Raw genomic sequence first — 17,004 nt, 5'->3', positions numbered from 1 at the left:
TGACTATGTCACGCTCACATCGGCGGTGCCCGCCGCCACCTCCAGCAGCCGCGTGCTGGCCGTGGCCGGCTGGACCGGGGCCGTGCTGCCCTCGAGCAGCTTGAGCGTATGGAAGGTGCAGCTCAGCTTCTGGGGCGTCAGGGTGACCAGCGCGTAGCCCTCGACGTTGGAGTCGGCGTGGCGCAGCCACGCGTTGAAGGCGCGCAAGGTGGCGTCGAAGGTGTTCACCACCGTGCCGCCCACGTTGCTGTAGACCAGTTCACGCAGTGCGGCGAAGGCCTGGTCGTTGTCGACGATCGAGCGGAATGAACTGAGCAGGGTGTTGCTCGACAGGCCGGCCGTGACCAGGTCCACCATCACCGGCGCTGGCGTTGCGGCATCGTAGTCGTCCATCACCTGGCCGGCAAAGAATGCGTGGATATCGCCGCTCAGTGCCACCACATTGCGCACGCTGTTGTTCTTCAGGAACGCCATCAGGTTCTTGCGCTCGGCGTTGTAGCCATCCCACTGGTCGGCATTGAGGATAAAACGGTCGAGCAGCGCGATGGCCGGCAGCCGGCTTTCGATCAGCGGCTTGATATTGGCATCGAACGCGGCGCTGCCGATGCCGACCTGCGCCAGCACATTGCGCAGCGCCGTGTAGGCCAGGTTGGCATAAGTGCCGGCGGCCTTGGCCGCTCGCAGGTCGTCGGCCAGCGCGTTGGCAATGGCGTTCTCCAGCGAGGACAGGGCATTGTTGGCCAGCACCAGCGCCCTGGCGATCAGCCGCGCCACCGCCTGGATCACATCCACCTGCATGCGCAACAGCGACACCTGGTTGGCCCACAGCTTCCACGTGGTGGCGTCGGCGCCGACGCGGTCCTGCCACCACGCGCGCTGCGCGTCGCCCAGCATCGACACGGGCGTCAGCGTGTTGCCCGCGGCGGCAATCTTCTGCGCTTCGGCCGCGGCCAGTGTCGCGGCCGGGACGAAGTACAGGGCGCCGACTGCGCGGCCGGTGGATTGCTCGGAGATGATGTGGTCGGCGCGGTACAGGCGCTCGTCGGTCATCAGCAGGGTGGCGAGATTGCCGAAGGTGAACGAGCGATAGATCTGGATGTTCTGGAACGACGGGTTGTTGACGTCCAGGCTGACATCGGCCGGCATGAACTCGAACCACGCCTGGTTGGCAGCGCGCCGGCGCGCGGTGCGCGGCGTCAGGTCGTCGTCGGAGTCGTAGGTCTGGCGGTCCTGCCAGCAATTGTCCGAGAACTCATGGTCGTCCCAGATCGCAATCATCGGGAACGCGGCATGCAGGGCCTGCAGGCGCGCGTCGTTGCGATAGCTGCGGTACAGGTAGCGATAGTCGTCCAGCGTGGTGGCGTAGACGCTGCCGTCCGGCAGCGCGGTGCCATTGGGCAGCTGCAGCACGCCGTGGCGATCCTCCACATTGCCGGCGCGCGAGCCGCCCGGGACGGCCTCGTAGATGTAGTCGCCGACGTGGACGATGAAGTCCAGGTCCTGCTGCGCCAGTTCTTCCATGCCGGCCCAGTGGTTGGCATTCCAGTCCTGGCAGCTGACAAAGGCGAAACGCAGCTGTGACAAGGGCGTGCCGGCCGCTGCCGCGGTGCGGGTGCGGCCGACGGTGCTGGGGCGGTTGCCCAGCAGGAAGCGGTAGTAGTAGCGGGTGCCGGGGCTCAGGCCCGTGACCTTGTTGCGAATGGTGTAGTCCCAGTCCGGCAGGGCCATCAGCGGTTGATTGACCAGCAGGCTCGGCGGCGGGAAGTCAGGCTGCGTCGACACCTGCAGCCGCACCACCACCGGCCGTTTGCCGTTGCCGCCTTCCACCCGCGTCCATACCACCACGCTGTCGGGCCTCGGGTCGCCCGAGGCGACGCCATGGACGAAATTGAAGTTTTCCGGATTGCCGGTGTCGGGTTCCGAATCGCCGCCGCCGCAGGCGCTCAGCCCGCCGGTGGCAACGGTGACGGTCAGGAAACTACCCCACTTGAGAAACTCGCGGCGGTCCATGGCGCTCCTCCTGTTCTTGCGGTCTCGGTCCATGCAGCGCGCAGCCGCGGCCAGGATGCCGCGTGCGGCACCAGGATTCGTGGGGGCGTGCTGGTTGCTGAATGCATACTAGTGGCTGGTCCGCACGCTCGCTGTCGGTGAGGTTCCGACATCGATATAGGAGGAGGTCGACTGGTTCGTGCTGGGACCGGAGCACCGCGCATCACCATTGCTGGCGCGATCGGCAAGTCGGCAAGCATTGCCTGCCACGCGGCCTAGACTGAAAGCAAACGGTCCGGACGCGAGGGCATCATGGCGTACGAGAGCATCCTGGTCCAACTCGATGGCAACCGGCAGGCAATGCAGCGCTTGCAGATTGCGGCACGCCTTGCCACCGCCAGCCAGTGCCCGCTGATCGGCCTGCTGGCCGGGCGCGTGCCGGACCCCAGCTGGTTCTACCGCATGAACAATGCCCAGCGCTGCCTGGCCGAAGACCAGGAGCGGCGCCGGCTGCAGCGCGAGAACATGCGCTGTGCCTTTCAGGCCGCCACGCGCGAGCTGGCGGTTGCCTGCGACTGGCGCACCGTCGAGCGCGATCCGGTGACACTGGCGCTGCGCGAGGCGCGCGAGGCCGGCCTGATCGTCTCCGGCCAGTACGACGCCGACAACGCTGAAGGCCCGGTGGCGCGGCAGCTATTGGAGGCGCTGCTGCTGGAGAGCGGCCGGCCGGCGCTGGTGGTGCCCTGTGCCGGCGCTTTCGCCACCGTGGGCACACGCGTGCTGGTGGCCTGGAACGGCAGCCGCGAGGCCGCGCGTGCTTTGCACGACGCGCTGCCGCTGATGGCCGGCGCGCGGGCGCGGGTGCTGAGCGCCCATGCCGCCAGGGAGCCGCGTGCCGATGCCACCCCGGTCAGCCACGCCGTGCACGTGCTGGAGCGACAGGGTGTGGCAGTTGAGGTGGAGCACGACCCGGCCGGTGGCGACCTGGCCATCGGCGAGCTGATCCTGTCGCGAGCGTCGGACTTCGATGCCGACCTGATCGTGATGGGTGCCTACGGCCACGGCCTGTTGCGCGAGCTGGTGCTGGGCGGCGTGACCAGGGTGGTGCTGGAGTCGATGACGGTGCCGGTGCTGTTCTCGCACTGAAGCGCAGCGCCGGGCGGCATCAGGATCGTGGCATGGGGTCTGCTTAGTGCATGCCGAAGTTGTCCGCCGCGTCGCCTTCCAGCGCGTCGGCGGCAGCGCCATACAGGCTGCGCGACACATAGCTGCGGATCTGCGTGGCGCGCTGGCGCAGCCAGGCGGCCTTGAGCTGGCGGGCCTCGCGCACGGTGGGCGTTTCATCCGGCGCCAGCGCCAGCAGGTCGATCACGTGCAGCGCCAGCTGCGTGTCGCCGCGCGCGGCCAGGGACTGGGCGTGGCGGATCAGCGCGCCGTGGTCGGCCACGGCCGCGGCGATCTCGGCGGCCGCCTGTTGCGGCGCGGCCGGATGCAGCGTGGTGGCATTGCGGTCCCACCAGCCGTTCTCCGAGCGGTAGATGTCGCGCGCGATGTAGCTGGGGTCGCCATAGGTGGGGCGCATCCAGGGCTGGTCGAACAGCTCAGCCGGCGGCTTGAGCGCGGCCAGCACCTGGCGTTCATTGCAGCCAGCGTTCATCAGCCGCACCACCTCCGCGCGCAGCCATCGCAGGGCCCTGGCGGTCTGGCACAGCACGCGCTGGCACTCGTCCCCGCCTTGCAGCGTCGCGCCGAACTCTCGCACCACGGTGCGCGGCTGCAGCCCGGCCAAGCGTTCCAGCGTCTCGGCCCAGCGCACGGTGTCGCGCATGGTGCGGAAGGGGGTGCCGATGTTCGGGATCGAATCAATGACCGCGGGGCCGCCGTACAGCAGGCGCCGGCCCGGCAGCCAGACCGCCACGGCGTCGTCGGTCTCGGACGGCGCCCACAGGATTTCCGCGCGGCGCTCGCCCCGGCCCAGCGTCAGGCCATCGGCGAAGGTCTCGGTGGGTTCGATGTGGACCAGCTTTCCTGCCAGCGCGCCGGCCGGCTGGCGGAACTGGATCTCCGCCATGCGCTCCTGCATGCGCTGGGTCTCGCGGTAGCGCGCCTGCCGCGCCAGCACGTTGACGTGGGCCAGCACCCGCGGCGCGGGCTCGCCGCGCGCGGCGGCGTGGTCCAGCCATTGCTGCAGGCCGGCGTTGTAGCCCATATGGCCGTGGCTGTAGCAGATGGCCAGCACCGGCAGTCCGGTCTGCGTGCGCAGCGCCTCGATCATGCCGCGCGTGACGCGCCCGCCGGGGCCGCTGTCGACCACCAGCAGGCCGCCGCCCACGTCGGCGACAAAGCTCTGCCCTTGCCCGTGCAGCAACCACACGCCGTTGCCGGCGCCGTCGATTCCTGTGCCGGTGACCAGTGCCGCCGGCCGGTCCTCAATGTCCTGCATGCTTGCCTCCTCTGCGAACCAGGTCGCGTCCAGCGCAACTGTCAGGCAAGAAGGTGCACCCCGGGGATTGGGGAAAATCCCGCCGGGAGGCGGCATACCGGCCGCAAACCAAGCGCCGGTGCGGCCCGGCGGGGGTTCTGGAATTTCAGGTGTAAACCGCTGGTTAGCACCGCGCGGGTGCAGGGAGTTCCCGGCCGGCGCGCGCTGCGGTAGCGGCTGCCTTCAGTCGAGTCGGCGCAGCGGACTGTCAGGCAGGTTGGACAGATAGTGGACTTCACGACGCAGCAGAGTGGCGAACTGCGCCGCCACCGGCGTCATCGGCGAATCGGCGCGGTAGATCAGGCTGACGGTGTGGCTGGGCAGCTTGTCCTCGATGGGCAACGGCACCAGGCCATTGGCGGCCAGCCGGCCGGCCACCATCTGGCGCGGCAGCATGCACAGCAGGTGGCGGTCCTGCATCAGGTGCTCGATCATGCCGATGGTGTCGCAGCGCACCGCCACGCGCGGCAACGGCAGATCGCGTTCACGGAAGGCATCGAGGATGGCGGCGCCCGGACCATGCATGCGCTGGCCGGTCAGGATCCAGTCCGAGCCGATCAGCTCGCGCAGGCTGCGGGCGTTGCGCAGCGGATGCTCGCGGTGCGCCATCACCACCGAGTCATTGTTGTAGAGCGGCTCGCAGGTGAATTCGCGCTCGATGCCCTCGTTCGGGACCGGACTCACCGCCATGTCCATCACGCCCGAGCGCAGCTCGTCCAGGTGGGTGGGGTAGCCCCAGCTGTCAATGCACACCAGCACGTCTGGATGCTGCACGCGAAAGCGCTTGACCACGGGAGGCAGCACCACATGCGCCGGGCCGCGGGTGGTGCCGACGCGCACCACGCCGTTGCGCGCGCCCAGCATCTGCGCCATTTCCTCGCTGGCCTTGCGGGCCTCGGTGGCGATCAGCCGCGCGCGCCGCAGGAAGGCTTCGCCGAAGCGCGACAGCACCACGCCGCGGGTGGTGCGGGTCAGCAGTGGCACATGCAGTTCCTCTTCCAGCTGGCGGATGCTCTTGGTCAGTGCCGGTGCCGACACATCGCGCGCACGGGCCCCGGCGCGGATGCTGCCGTGCTCGGCCACGGCGATGAAGTCCTGGACTTGGCTCAGACGCATGGATTTGGCTCCACTCAAACGACGCACTGGGCGCACAGCATAGCGGCATTCCGGCGGGTTCGGGATAACCCCAGGGTGCTAACCATTAGTTTGCACCGAAGCAGTTTTGGCATCTGCCATGATGCGCGGTGCTAACGCATGATCGCTCCACATCGTCGCAAACCGCCGGCCGCGCCGGCATCTTCGAGGAGTGGCATCGCATGACGAACCGGCAAGACCTGCCGCTGGCAGGCATACGCGTGGCGGAGTTCGGGCAGTTCATCGCGGCGCCGGGCGCGGCCATGATGCTGGCCGACCTGGGCGCCGACGTGGTCAAGGTGGAGGCCTTGCGCGGCGACAGCGCGCGGCGCTTTGACGGCACCAGCCCGCAGAGCCCGATGTACCTGGCCTACAACCGCGGCAAGCGCGGCATCGCGCTGGACCTGCGCACGCCCGGCGGGCTGGACGCCGCACGGCGGCTGGCGCTGGCCAGCGACGTGGTGCTGCACAACACCCGCGCCGGCGTGATGGAAGCGCTGGGGCTGGACGCCGCCACGCTGCGCGCGGCGCGTCCTGACCTGATCCACGCCTCCATCAGCGGCTTCGGCACGCGCGGGCCGTCGCGCACGCGGCCCGGGCTGGATATTGCCGCGCAGGCCGAGAGCGGCATGATGTCCGTCACCGGCGAGGCCGGCGGGCAGCCGCTGAAGGCCGGCTTCGCGCTGATCGACGCGGCCACCGCGCTGGCGACCGGCAACGCCATCCTGGCGGCGCTGTTCCGGCGCGAGCGCACCGGCGCCGGGGAGACTATCGAGACCTCGCTGTTGTCGGTCGGTGTACAGATGCAGGCCCAGCTGTGGGCCGAATACCAGTGCTCCGGCGCGCTGCCGGTGCGCAGCGGCAACAGCCAGCCCAAGGCCGCGCCGGCCGCGGATGTGATCGCGGTCGCGGACGGGCATATCGTGCTGTCGGCCTATCTCGACGAACACTGGACGCGCCTGTGCGAGGCCATCGGCCAGCCGGCGCTGGCGCAGGACGCGCGCTTTGCCTGCAACGCTCTGCGCGTGCAGAACCGCCTGGCGCTGCTGGCCATCCTGCACGACGCCATGCGCCACCTGAGCGGCGACGCCGCCCGTGCGCTGCTGGAGCGCCACCAGGTGGTGGTGGGCGTGGTGCGTGACTATCACCAGGTCAAAGCGAGTGCCGACGTGCGCGCCAGCGGCATCCTGCGGCAAGTCGATGATGGCGAGGGCGGCCAGCTGGACCTGCCCGGGCTGCCGTTCACCATGGCTAGCCTGCCGGCAGGGGCCACGCCCGCGGTGCCGCGGCTCGGCCAGCATACGGCCGAGGTGCTGGCCGAGCTCGGCTACAACGCGGCGGAGATCGACGCCATGGCCCGCGCCGGTGCGATTGGCGTGGAACAAGCCCAGCAGGAGCCCGCATGAACACCCCCCAATCCCCCGTACTGCTGCAGCGCCATGCCGGCTGGGCCGAGGTGGTGCTGAACCGCCCGGCCCGTCGCAATGCCGTCGACATGTCGCTGGCACGCGCGCTGGGCGATGCCATCGAGATCCTGGCCGCCGACGACAGCGTGCGCGCCGTGCTGCTGCGCGGCGCCGACGGCGCCTTCTGTTCCGGCCTGGACCTGCAGGCACTGCAGGCGGAGCCCGGCGGGCTGGCCGCGTTTGCGCCGGTCTGGGAGCGCGTCCATCTGGGCCTGCTGCAAAGCCGCAAGGCATGGATCGTGGCGCTGGAGCGCCATGCCATCAACGGCGGCGCGGCGCTGGCGCTGGCCGGCGACCTGTTGGTGTGCGGCGCTGGGGCCTTCCTGCAAATCGGCGAGATCCGCCTGGGCATGGCCGCGCCGCGCAATGCCGACTGGCTGGCGCTACGCCATTCCGAGGCCGTGGCCGCGCGCCTGTGCTTGCTTGGCGACCGCGTGCCAGCGCCGGAGCTGCTGCGCCTGGGTATTGCCACCGAACTGGTCCAAGACGCCGAGGTACTGGACCGCGCGCGCGGCCTGGCCGCCACCATCGGCGGCTTTCCGGCCGAAGGCGTGGCCGCGATTAAGGGCGGCATGCGCGCCGCGACGATGCGCATGGCATCTGCCGCGCGCGACAAGAATTCCTGAGGACCGATATTTCCATGACAGATTCCATCAACACTGACGACGACGCGTCGCTGCAGGATTTCCGCCGCGAGGTGCGCGAGTTCGTCGCCCGGTCGCTGCCCCATGCCGTGCGCGAGAAAGTCCGCCTCGGACTGGAAGTCAGCAAGCAAGAGCTGGTCGACTGGCAGCACCGGCTCGCCGAACGCGGCTGGCTGGCGCCGCACTGGCCGCCTGAATGGCAGGGCTGCAACTGGAGCGCCGAGCGCCGCGCCGCATTCCAGGAAGAACTGGTGCTGGCGCACGCGCCCGAGAGCGGCGGCATCACCTTCGAGATGATCGGCCCGATCCTGATCCGCTACGGCACGCCGGCGCAGCAGCAGTACTTCCTGCCGCGCATCCTGAACCAGGAGCACTGGTGGTGCCAGGGCTATTCCGAACCGAACTCCGGTTCCGACCTGGCTTCGCTGAAGACGCGTGCGTTGCGCAGGACGCGGCCCGACGGCACCGATGTCTACGTGGTCAGCGGCAGCAAGATCTGGACGTCCTACGCGCAGTACGCGGACTGGATCTTCTGCCTGGTGCGCACCGATACCGAGGCGCACGCGCAGCAGGGCATCAGCTTCCTGCTGATCGATATGCGCAGCCCCGGCGTCAGCGTGCGGCCGCTGGTGGGCATCCATGGCTGGCACCTGTTCAACCAGGTGTTCCTCGACGAGGTGGAAGTGCCGGTGGAGAACCTGGTCGGCGAAGAGAACGCTGGCTGGACCATCGCCAAGTCCCTGCTCGAGCATGAGCGGCTGAACCTGGCACGCGTGGCGGAGAACCGCCGCCGCCTGGCCAAGGTGCGCGCCATCGGCGAGGAGCTGGAGGAGGGCGGCCAGCCGCTGTCGCAGCGCCCGTGGTTTGCACGCCGGATGCGCGCGCTGGAGGTGCGGCTCGAAGCGCTGGCGGCAACCGTGCTGCGTTTTCGCAAGCGGGCGCGCGCCGGGGAAACGCTGGGGCCGGAGACCGGCATGCTCAAGCTGCTGGGCAGCCGGCTGATCCAGGATATCGAGAACCTGGCGGTCGATGCGCTGGGTCCGGACACGCTGGCCTATGACCGCGCCGCGCACTTCGAGCCCGCCGTGCCGCAAGCGGGCCAGTCGGCATACGCCGCGGCGGCATCGGCGCGCCGCTTCGTCACCCGCGGCTACACCATCGCCGGCGGCTCCAGCGAGATCCAGCACGAACTGCTGGCCAAGCAGGTGCTGGGCCTGTAGTGGCCCCAATCGTGCCCGCAACCCAGGACAAGGAACTGAACACATGAGCGATTCAACGGACGATCGCCGCCTGCTGCAGGAAAGCGTGCGGCGCTATGTCGAGCGCGGCTACGGCTTCGAGCAGCGCCGCGCGGCGCTGGCCGAGCCCGAAGGCTTCTCGCGCAAGCACTGGCAGGCGTTTGCCGAAATGGGCTGGCTGGCCGTGGGCCTGCCCGAAGCCTGCGGCGGCCTGGGCGATGCCGCGGACCAGGCCCTGCTGGCCGAGGAACTGGGCCGCGCCCAGCCTGCCGAGCCCTGGCTGGCCAATGCCGCGCTGTGCGCGCCGCTGCTGGCCGCCTGCGGCGATCCCGCCCACGCCGCCATCGCGGCGGCGATGGCCGAGGGTGGCGCCATGCTGGCGCTGGCCGCATGGGAAACGCAGGGACGCTATGACGCCTTCGATGTCAGCACCACCGCGCAACAGCATGAGCCGGGTCAATGGACGCTGGACGGCCGCAAGACCCTGGTGCTGGGCGGCGGCGCCGCCGCCGTGCTGCTGGTGCTGGCGCGCACCGGCGGCCAGCGCCGCGACCGCAGCGGCCTGACGCTGTTCGCGGTGCCGGCCGACACGCGCGGCATCAGCATCGATGCGCTGCCGACCTACGACGGCCGCCAGACCGCCAGCGTAACGCTGCGCCGCGCGACCGTGCCGGACAGCGCGCGCATCGGCCCGATGGACGGCGCCTGGCCGCTGGTGGAAGGCGCCATCGACCAGGCCACCGTGATGGCCTGCGCCGAAGCCGTGGGCACCATGTCGCGCGCGTTCGACCTGACCCGCGACTACCTGGTGACGCGCGAGCAGTTCGGTCGCCCCCTGACGGCCAACCAGGTGATCCGGCATCGGCTGGTAGACCTCTATGTCAGCGTCGAACAGGCGCGCGCCATCACCGAGCTGGCGGCCAACGCCCTGCATGGCGATGCAGTGGCGCGCATGCGCGCGGTATCGCATGCCAAGGCCTTTGTTTCGGACGCCGGGCGCGCGCTCGGCGAAGACGTGGTGCAGCTGCACGGTGCGGTGGGCATGACCGACGAGATGGAAATCGGCCACTGCTACAAGCGCCTGGCCGCCCACGCCAACCTGTTCGGCGATGCCGACTGGCACTACGAACGGCTGGCGGCACTTGATCACGCGGCGCAGGCGCAAGCCTGAGCCGGTTCAGCCAGGGCGCCCGGGCCGCTGCCCGGTGCGCCCACCCATGACACGCCGGCAACGTACCGGCATGCGCGGCCAATGCGCCGCAACGGAGACAGCAATATGAGCAGCCAGCACACTGGCGCCCGCAGGGCTTGTGCCACGCGCACAGCGACCCTGGCCGCGGCGCTGGCCCTGGCGGGTGCGGTCAGCGCGCACGCCGAGGCCCCATACCCCAGCAAGCCCATCCGCATGGTGCTGCCCTCGGGCGCAGGCACCGTCACCGACCAGACTGCACGGCTGGTGGCCGAGCGCCTGACCGCCGCGCTCAAGCAGCCAGTGGTGGTCGACAACCGCCCCGGCGCCAACGGCATCATCGCCAACGAGACCGTGGCGCGCGCCGCGCCCGACGGCTACACGCTGCTGTTCACCTACGCCGCGACCATGACGGTGAACCCGTGGACCACGCCGTCGCTGCCCTATGACCCGATCAAGGACTTCACCCCCATCGCGCGCCCCAGCCAGCCCGGCGGCAACCTGCTGGCGGTCAGCGCCACTGTACCGGTGCACAATCTGCAGGAGCTGGTTGCCTACGCCAGGGCCAGCAAGACGGAACTGGCGTACTGCTCATGGGGCGTGGGCTCGGGCGGCCACCTGGCCATGGAATACCTGAATGCCAAGACCGGCATCCACCTGCGCCATATCCCCTACAAGACCGCCACCCAGTGCAGCAACGACCTGGCCGCGGGCCACGTCACCATTGGCATCACCGACGCCATCTCGTCTGTCCCGCACCTGAAGTCCGGCCGCATCCGGGGCATTGCGGTCTCCGGTCCGGAGCGTCTGCTGACGGCGCCGGACGTGCCGACTATGTCGCAGCAGGGCGTGCCCTTCCAGCAAGCCAGCTGGGTCGCGATCTTCGGCCCCAGGGGCCTGCCCGCGCCGATCGTCAACCGGCTGAACGCCGAGGTGAACCGCATCCTGCAGACACCGGGCGACCGCGAGAAGTTCACCGCCATGAACCTGCAGCCGGCCGCGCCGTCGAGCCCGGCCGACCTGGGCAAGCTGGTCAGCGCCGACCTGGCCGCGTGGGGCGAGGTAGTGAAGGTGGCGGGGCTGCAGGCGAAGTAAGGCTGGACCACAACAACAAGAACGGGAGACAGGCAGCGTGAAGGTAAGACAGTGGATGGTGATGGGCGCGGCGCTGGCCGCGGGCAATGCCGTGGCCGGCACGATGCAGCTGTTCGGCGTGGTCGATGCATCGATCGAATACGCCGGGGGTTCGGAAAGCGTGGTGCGCATGCGCGAAGGCCAGCAGGCCGCGTCGCGCTGGGGCATCCGCGGCATCGAGGACCTGGGCGGCGGGCTCAAGGCCAACTTCCTGGTCGAGTCGGGCTTCAATATCGACAACGGCACGGAGTTCTTCGGCAACAACCGGCTGTTCGGGCGACAGGCCTATCTGGGCCTGTCGGGCAACTGGGGTGAGTTCCGGCTGGGGCGGCAGTACACGCCGTCGTTCTATGCGCTGCTGCGGCTGGATCCGTTCCTGCTCAATGGCGCGGTGTCGCCATTCAACCTGCTGAGCGCGACCGCATCGCAGGGCACCGGGCACGTGGCCTACGGCGCCCGTTTCGACAACGCGGTGCAGTATTTCTCGCCTAATTGGGGCGGCTTTTCCTTTGGCGCCGCGGTGGCGCCCGGCGAGGTGCCGGGGTCGGCGCGCTCAGGGCTGAACTTCGGCATGAATGCGACCTACGAGGCCGGCAACGTCTACGCGTTCTACTCCTACCAGGGGATGTATTCAGGCGCCAACGTGCCGGTGGAGCCGACGCTGACTTCCAACCATTTCGTCGGCGGCTCCTATCGCTTCAAGCCGGTCGAGATCGGCCTGCTGTACAGCGCCGCCAGCAGCGAGCGGCCCGAGACCCGCTCAGCACGCCACTACGGCGTGACCTTCAGTTGGAACGTGACGCAACGCGACACCTTCAAGGCCGCCGCACTCAAGCGCCAGATCCTGGGCGGCGGCCAGCGGCCGCTGGCGGTGACGCTGGGGTGGGACCATGACCTGAGCAAGCGCACCACGGCCTATGTGCGGGTGGTGCTGGTGCATAACAGCCCCGGCGGCAGCGTGAGCAACAACAGCATCGTGATTGATCCGGGTAGCGGGGATGATGCGAAGTCGGTGAGCGTGGGGTTGCGGCATCGGTTTTGAAAACGCCAAGCCGCCCACGCTACTGAGAGATCGGGATCAGGCTGGCACCTCTCGCAGGCGCTCCCCTTTCCCGCGAGCGGGCAAGGGGAGCAAACCGGCAAGCGTGCCGAAGGCATCTGCGAAGCCAGCCTTACTTCAACTGCTGCGCAAATTCATCCAGCTGCGTAATGCAGATGCCCCAGCCCTCATAAAACCCCAGCTCCTCATGCTGCTTGCGCGTGGCCTCATCCGGATGCATCACGCGTGCAATGTAGCGGGTGCCGTCACCCTCGTCAGCCATGGTGATGACCGCGGTCATCGACAGCCACGGCTTGTTGGGCCGATAGCCTGCCACCAGGGCCGAGGTGGAGACGATCTTCTCCATCGGCACGATTTCGAGGAAGCATCCCGGGTTGTCGCTGACGCCGCCGTCCGGGCCTTTCATGAGCGTATGGAAGGCACCGCCGGGGCGCATGTCGAAGGCCAGGACCTCGGTGGTCCAGGGTTTGGGGCACCACCACTCCTTGAGCAGCTTGGGATCGCTCCATGCACGCCAGACCTTGGCACGCGGGGCCTTGAGCAGGCGCGAGATGACTAGGTCCTGGCTTTCAGGGCTGGCGGCGTTTTCATTCGGCATCTGACTGTTCCTCCTGATGAAGGGCTTCGACAAAGGCGGCCAGGCGGTCGGTACGGGCCTCCCACATGGCGCGCTGGTCGGCCAGCCATTGCTGCGCGTCTGACAGCGGTTGCGGTACCAGTTCGCATGTGCGCACGCGCCCCGTCTTGCGCGAGCGGATCAGGCCGCTGCGCTCCAGCACCTGCAGGTGCTTCATGAACGAGGGCAGTGCCATCGTGAACGGTGCCGCCAGTGCCGAGACCGTTTCCGGCCCGCGGCCGAGCACGCTGACGATGGCACGGCGGGTCGGGTCCGCCAGCGCGTAGAACACGTCGGAAAGCGGGGAAATATCGACAGCCTGGGACACGTCAGCAAACTCGGCACAATGGTTAGCCATGTGGCTAAGTATAAGGAAGCAACGGGAAACTGCAAGCGAAAAATGCAAGGCGCCCCGGCGATTAGCCGTGGCGCCTTGCGATCGGGGAAGCGGGGGGAGACTATTGCTGCCGCACGTACGCCGCCAACGCCTTGACTTCGTCCGCCTTCAACCCGGCAAACGGGGGCATCGGCACCGAACCCCATTTGCCGGTGCTGCCGCCGCGGATGCTGGCTTCCAGCCTGGCCTGTGCCTGCGCATCGTCCTTATAGCGGGTGGCGACTTCGTGATAAGCCGGGCCGACAACCTTCTGCGTCACGCTGTGGCAGCTCAGGCAGGCGTTCTTCGCCAGCAGGCCCTGCACGTCCACCGCGGCGGCAGGCGCTGAGGCGGCCGCGGGTGCGGCCGGCGCGGGCTTGCCCGCCTTCTGCGCGATCGCCACGATCTCCGGATCCTTGATCTTGGCGGAGCCGTAGGCCACCGCGAGATAGGCGCCGAGCTGCTCGACCTCGCCATCGTCGATCGGCGCACCGTAGGCCTGCTGCATTTTCTTCATCTCGCCGGTCCACTGCGTCAGGCTCAGGCCGGGCGGCTGGTAGGCGACGTAGTCGGCCGAATGGCAGATCGCGCATTTCTGCATGGCGATGCCGTAGCCGGGCAGCTTCGCGGGTTTGAGCTTAACGTTCTCCGCCGGCAGCTTGATGTCCTGGGGTGCCGCGGACGCGCTACCCGCGCCCAGCAGGGCGAGCGCGAGCAGCATGGGGGTGATGGATCGATGCATGGCGCGCTCCTCAGGCAATGGTGACCGGCGTGGATTCAATGACGTTGCGGCGATAGCCGGCCGGGTTCCAGTTGGCCTTGGCAGGCTGCACCTCGCCCTGGACGCTGGTGGCGCGCACCATCAAGACCGCTGGGCCCTTGCGCGCGAACTTCACCGGCAGTTGCCAGGGGCGGAACGAGAAGCGGCCCAGGTCCTGGCCCAGCGTGGCGGCCTGCCAGCTTTGCCCGCCGTCGACCGAGACTTCGACGCCGCGGATGCCGGAGCCGCTATCGAAGGCAATGCCTTTCAGCTCCACCATGCGACCGGCGGGCAGCACGCCGCCGGCGCCCACGCTGGTGATGAAGCTGCGCACCGCGAGCGTCGAGATCGGCCGCGTCTTGCTGGCGGGGGTGCCCGGCGCCACGCATTGGCAGTCGTTATCCGGTACGCGATAGCCCTTGGTCATGAAGAACGCATCATGGCCTTCGAACGGGCGGTCCAGCACCTCGATCTCGGACAGGTGCTTGATCCAGTAGGTGCCGAAGTAGCCCGGCACCACCAGCTTGATGGGATAGCCGTTGAGCAGCGGCAGGTCTTCGCCGTTCATGCCCCAGGCCAGCATCGGCTCGCCGTTCATCGCATGGGCGATATCGAGCGACTTGCGGAAGTCGGGCGTGCTCGGCAGCACCGGCGTATCCAGCCCGTTGAAGGTGACCACCTTGGCGCCGGCCTTGACGCCCGCGTGCTCCAGCACTTTGCGCAGCGGCACACCGGTCCAGCGCGCATTGCCCATTGCACCGTTGGCAAGTTGGGCACCGAACACGCGCGGCTCGGAGAAGCCGCGGCTGTTGCCTGAACACTGGTTCACGGCGACGATGTCCACCGGATCGGCCAGCCTCTTCAGTTCATCGAGCGACAGCTTCAGCGGCTTGTTGACGTGCCCGCCAACCGTCAGGCGGAAGGTGGCAAGGTCTACCGACAGCGGAATGTTGGCCAGGTGGTAGCGCACGAAGAAGGCGTCGTTGGCGGTGATCGGCCCCTCGTTGAACGCGGAGAAGGGCGTCTCAAGGTGCGGCGGCCGGGTGCTGACGCGCACCAGCGGGCGCTTGCCCGGATAGCGCACCAGCGGGCGGGGGCCGTCGGCCAGGGTGACGCCGTCGCTGATGCGCGCGGCCAGTGCGCCGAGCGGGGAGGCGCTGAGAGCGAGCAGGCCCGCCCCCTGGACGATGCGGCGCCGGGCCGGCACCGGCTGGGCGGGGTCGGCAGATTCCGCCGGACTGTTCTTGTCTCGCATGGGGGCGTCTCCTTCAGGGGCGTGTTGTGTCGCGCAAGGCGCTATGGCGGGTACTTTGGGGCCCAGGCATCAACTTGTGAAACGCGTTTTGCTGCTAGCACTTATCGATCTGATCGATATAGGGGAAGACCACAGGCGCTCCGCCGAGAAACCGCTTGCATCGCGAATTCCGTTTCCCTACACTTACCAAAACGTTTTTGTTAGCGGAAATCGATAATATCCGAGGCGAATTGCGCACAGACGCAGCAGGTGGCTTGCGGGCCACCGGGACAACGCCCACACACCAAACGAGGAGCAAAGCATGTCCCACCCCGCCCCCGCGCCGGTGGATGAACGGCTGCCATGGCGGCGCCTGTTTGTCTTCGGGCTTCAACACGTACTGGTCATGGCCGCGTCGCCGATCGCGTCCGTCTTCCTGATGAGCAAGGCGCTGAACTTCCCGCCCGCGCTGGCGGTGCAGCTGCTGAGCGCCACCTTTGTGATCTGCGGCATCGGCACGCTGTTGCAGTCGCTGGGCAAGCGGGGCATCGGTGCTCGGCTGCCGTTCGTGATGCTGCCCGGCGGCGCCCCGATCGTGCTGTTTATCCTGATCGCACAGCAGACCGACGTGCAGACCGCTGCCGGCGCGGTGATCCTGACCGGCGTCTTCTACTTCTGCGTGCTGCCGGTATTCCGGCGCTGCCTGCGCTATTTCCCGCCGGTGGTGGTGGGGACGATGCTGCTGCTGGTGGCGATCAACCTGGCGCAGGTATCCGGCAAGCTGGTTGCCGGCCACCCGGCCGCGGGCAGCACGGTGGATCCGCTCAACCTGCTGCTGGCGTTCGCCACCATTGCCTGCACCGTGGCGGCATCGCGCCTGCTGTCGGGCATGCTGGCACAGCTGGCGATCCTGCTGGGGCTGCTGGGCGGTGCGCTGGTGGCCGGGCTGGCCGGTGCGTTCCAGCCTGGCCATGTGTCGATGTCGCCGGTGTTCGCGTTGCCCACGCCGTTCCCGTTCGGGTGGCCGCATTTCGATGTGGTGGCCGCGATCCCGCTGATGGTGTTCGCCGTGATCTCGATGGTAGAGGCCACCGGCCAGACGCTGGCGATCAGCGATGCCGTGGGCAGGCCGGTTGACCAGCAGCGCGACGTGCCGCGCACCATCCGCGCCGATGCGTTGACTTCGTTGCTGGGCGGGATGTTCGGCACCTCGCTGATCATCACCAGCGGCGAGAACATCGGCATCGTGCGTGCCACCGGCGTGCGCTCGCGCTTTGTCACGGCGATGTCGGGCGCGATCCTGGTGGCGTTCGGGCTGCTGGTGCCGGTGTCGTCGCTGATCAGCGCGATCCCCGAGGCCGTGGTCGGCGGCACCGGGCTGGTGGTGTTCTGCATCGTCGGCACCATGGGCATCGACATCCTGCGCAAGGTGGACCTGCGCGACCACGCCAATATGTACGTGGTGGCCGTGGCGCTGGCCGTGGGCCTGCTGCCGATCCTGGTGCCCGGCATCTATGGCGGCCTGCCGGCCAACGTGCGCATCCTGGTGGGCAATGGCGTGGCCATGGGGGCCATGACCGCGGCGCTGCTCAACTTCCTGTTCTTCCATACGGGCCTGCGGGCCGCGGCAGCGGGCCCGGTGGCCCGCGACGATGCCGCTGCCACGCATTGACCCCGCTTCC

15 protein-coding genes are annotated in these 17,004 nt (G+C 68.6%); 8 read left to right on the top strand and 7 right to left on the bottom strand.

Features of this window, described 5'->3' with window-relative positions:
* Window positions 1-3 precede the first annotated feature (3 nt).
* Window positions 4-2,010: an alkaline phosphatase D family protein gene (locus AC3WL8_RS28495; protein ID WP_492379331.1), complete on the bottom strand. Its 2,007-nt coding sequence runs from the start codon at window positions 2,008-2,010 to the stop codon at window positions 4-6.
* 291 nt (window positions 2,011-2,301) lie between these two features.
* Here AC3WL8_RS28495 and AC3WL8_RS28490 point away from each other — a divergent pair, with 291 nt between their 5' ends.
* Window positions 2,302-3,135 carry a universal stress protein gene (locus tag AC3WL8_RS28490; protein WP_211981034.1) on the top strand — a complete coding sequence of 278 codons (834 nt, stop codon included), beginning with the start codon at window positions 2,302-2,304 and terminating at the stop codon, window positions 3,133-3,135.
* A gap of 43 nt (window positions 3,136-3,178) precedes the next feature.
* Here AC3WL8_RS28490 and AC3WL8_RS28485 read toward each other — a convergent pair whose 3' ends face one another.
* Window positions 3,179-4,432: an alkyl sulfatase dimerization domain-containing protein gene (locus tag AC3WL8_RS28485; protein ID WP_492379330.1), complete on the bottom strand. Its 1,254-nt coding sequence runs from the start codon at window positions 4,430-4,432 to the stop codon at window positions 3,179-3,181.
* Between the two features lie 222 nt (window positions 4,433-4,654).
* The gene (locus tag AC3WL8_RS28480; RefSeq protein WP_013952490.1) at window positions 4,655-5,587 is read right to left on the bottom strand and encodes a LysR family transcriptional regulator; all 933 of its coding nucleotides are present in this window, start codon (window positions 5,585-5,587) and stop codon (window positions 4,655-4,657) included.
* Window positions 5,588-5,787: 200 nt separating this feature from the next.
* Between AC3WL8_RS28480 and AC3WL8_RS28475 the strand changes: the two genes are divergently transcribed.
* The 6 genes from AC3WL8_RS28475 to AC3WL8_RS28450 all read left to right on the top strand — a co-directional run bounded on the left by AC3WL8_RS28475 (window position 5,788) and on the right by AC3WL8_RS28450 (window position 12,318).
* On the top strand, window positions 5,788-7,011 hold the full coding sequence (locus tag AC3WL8_RS28475; protein WP_153955072.1) for a CaiB/BaiF CoA transferase family protein: 1,224 nt from the start codon (window positions 5,788-5,790) through the stop codon (window positions 7,009-7,011).
* Window positions 7,008-7,697 (top strand): enoyl-CoA hydratase/isomerase family protein, encoded by a 690-nt coding sequence (locus tag AC3WL8_RS28470; RefSeq protein WP_492379329.1) that lies wholly within the window; start codon window positions 7,008-7,010, stop codon window positions 7,695-7,697. The genes AC3WL8_RS28475 and AC3WL8_RS28470 overlap by 4 nt, the downstream gene beginning before the upstream one ends.
* Before the next feature lie 14 nt (window positions 7,698-7,711).
* On the top strand, window positions 7,712-8,935 hold the full coding sequence (locus tag AC3WL8_RS28465) for an acyl-CoA dehydrogenase family protein (protein WP_492379328.1): 1,224 nt from the start codon (window positions 7,712-7,714) through the stop codon (window positions 8,933-8,935).
* 43 nt (window positions 8,936-8,978) lie between these two features.
* Window positions 8,979-10,124 carry an acyl-CoA dehydrogenase family protein gene (locus AC3WL8_RS28460; protein ID WP_492379327.1) on the top strand — a complete coding sequence of 382 codons (1,146 nt, stop codon included), beginning with the start codon at window positions 8,979-8,981 and terminating at the stop codon, window positions 10,122-10,124.
* 105 nt (window positions 10,125-10,229) lie between these two features.
* Entirely contained in the window at window positions 10,230-11,237 is a 1,008-nt protein-coding gene (locus AC3WL8_RS28455; RefSeq protein WP_153955075.1) for a Bug family tripartite tricarboxylate transporter substrate binding protein, read from the top strand.
* A gap of 55 nt (window positions 11,238-11,292) precedes the next feature.
* Window positions 11,293-12,318, top strand: a complete 1,026-nt coding sequence (locus tag AC3WL8_RS28450; RefSeq protein ID WP_492379344.1) for a porin — start codon at window positions 11,293-11,295, stop codon at window positions 12,316-12,318.
* Window positions 12,319-12,448: 130 nt separating this feature from the next.
* On the opposite strand, the gene AC3WL8_RS28445 is transcribed toward AC3WL8_RS28450, so the two are convergent.
* The 4 genes from AC3WL8_RS28445 to sorA form a co-directional block, all read right to left on the bottom strand.
* Complete coding sequence (locus AC3WL8_RS28445) at window positions 12,449-12,934, bottom strand: SRPBCC family protein (RefSeq protein WP_010813386.1); 486 nt, start codon at window positions 12,932-12,934, stop codon at window positions 12,449-12,451.
* Window positions 12,924-13,310 carry an ArsR/SmtB family transcription factor gene (locus tag AC3WL8_RS28440; protein ID WP_013952497.1) on the bottom strand — a complete coding sequence of 129 codons (387 nt, stop codon included), beginning with the start codon at window positions 13,308-13,310 and terminating at the stop codon, window positions 12,924-12,926. Before AC3WL8_RS28440 ends, AC3WL8_RS28445 begins: the two co-directional genes overlap by 11 nt.
* A gap of 100 nt (window positions 13,311-13,410) precedes the next feature.
* The gene (locus tag AC3WL8_RS28435) at window positions 13,411-14,070 is read right to left on the bottom strand and encodes a c-type cytochrome (protein WP_013952498.1); all 660 of its coding nucleotides are present in this window, start codon (window positions 14,068-14,070) and stop codon (window positions 13,411-13,413) included.
* 10 nt (window positions 14,071-14,080) lie between these two features.
* Window positions 14,081-15,343, bottom strand: coding sequence for a SorA family sulfite dehydrogenase catalytic subunit (gene sorA, locus AC3WL8_RS28430; protein ID WP_492379326.1), 1,263 nt, complete (start codon window positions 15,341-15,343; stop codon window positions 14,081-14,083).
* A 301-nt stretch (window positions 15,344-15,644) separates the two neighbouring features.
* Between sorA and AC3WL8_RS28425 the strand changes: the two genes are divergently transcribed.
* Window positions 15,645-16,994, top strand: a complete 1,350-nt coding sequence (locus AC3WL8_RS28425; RefSeq protein WP_492379325.1) for a uracil-xanthine permease family protein — start codon at window positions 15,645-15,647, stop codon at window positions 16,992-16,994.
* Window positions 16,995-17,004: the final 10 nt, after the last annotated feature.

Source organism: Cupriavidus sp. FW305-F7 (assembly GCF_058782875.1).
This window is presented reverse-complemented; position numbering and strand designations above follow the sequence as displayed.

Coding starts and splice junctions, on each gene's coding strand:
- AC3WL8_RS28495 (WP_492379331.1), bottom strand. CDS start 2,010: ATGGACCGCCGCGAGTTTCTCAAGTGGGGTAGTTTCCTGACCGTCACC.
- AC3WL8_RS28490 (WP_211981034.1), top strand. CDS start 2,302: ATGGCGTACGAGAGCATCCTGGTCCAACTCGATGGCAACCGGCAGGCA.
- AC3WL8_RS28485 (WP_492379330.1), bottom strand. CDS start 4,432: ATGCAGGACATTGAGGACCGGCCGGCGGCACTGGTCACCGGCACAGGA.
- AC3WL8_RS28480 (WP_013952490.1), bottom strand. CDS start 5,587: ATGCGTCTGAGCCAAGTCCAGGACTTCATCGCCGTGGCCGAGCACGGC.
- AC3WL8_RS28475 (WP_153955072.1), top strand. CDS start 5,788: ATGACGAACCGGCAAGACCTGCCGCTGGCAGGCATACGCGTGGCGGAG.
- AC3WL8_RS28470 (WP_492379329.1), top strand. CDS start 7,008: ATGAACACCCCCCAATCCCCCGTACTGCTGCAGCGCCATGCCGGCTGG.
- AC3WL8_RS28465 (WP_492379328.1), top strand. CDS start 7,712: ATGACAGATTCCATCAACACTGACGACGACGCGTCGCTGCAGGATTTC.
- AC3WL8_RS28460 (WP_492379327.1), top strand. CDS start 8,979: ATGAGCGATTCAACGGACGATCGCCGCCTGCTGCAGGAAAGCGTGCGG.
- AC3WL8_RS28455 (WP_153955075.1), top strand. CDS start 10,230: ATGAGCAGCCAGCACACTGGCGCCCGCAGGGCTTGTGCCACGCGCACA.
- AC3WL8_RS28450 (WP_492379344.1), top strand. CDS start 11,293: ATGGTGATGGGCGCGGCGCTGGCCGCGGGCAATGCCGTGGCCGGCACG.
- AC3WL8_RS28445 (WP_010813386.1), bottom strand. CDS start 12,934: ATGCCGAATGAAAACGCCGCCAGCCCTGAAAGCCAGGACCTAGTCATC.
- AC3WL8_RS28440 (WP_013952497.1), bottom strand. CDS start 13,310: ATGGCTAACCATTGTGCCGAGTTTGCTGACGTGTCCCAGGCTGTCGAT.
- AC3WL8_RS28435 (WP_013952498.1), bottom strand. CDS start 14,070: ATGCATCGATCCATCACCCCCATGCTGCTCGCGCTCGCCCTGCTGGGC.
- sorA (WP_492379326.1), bottom strand. CDS start 15,343: ATGCGAGACAAGAACAGTCCGGCGGAATCTGCCGACCCCGCCCAGCCG.
- AC3WL8_RS28425 (WP_492379325.1), top strand. CDS start 15,645: ATGTCCCACCCCGCCCCCGCGCCGGTGGATGAACGGCTGCCATGGCGG.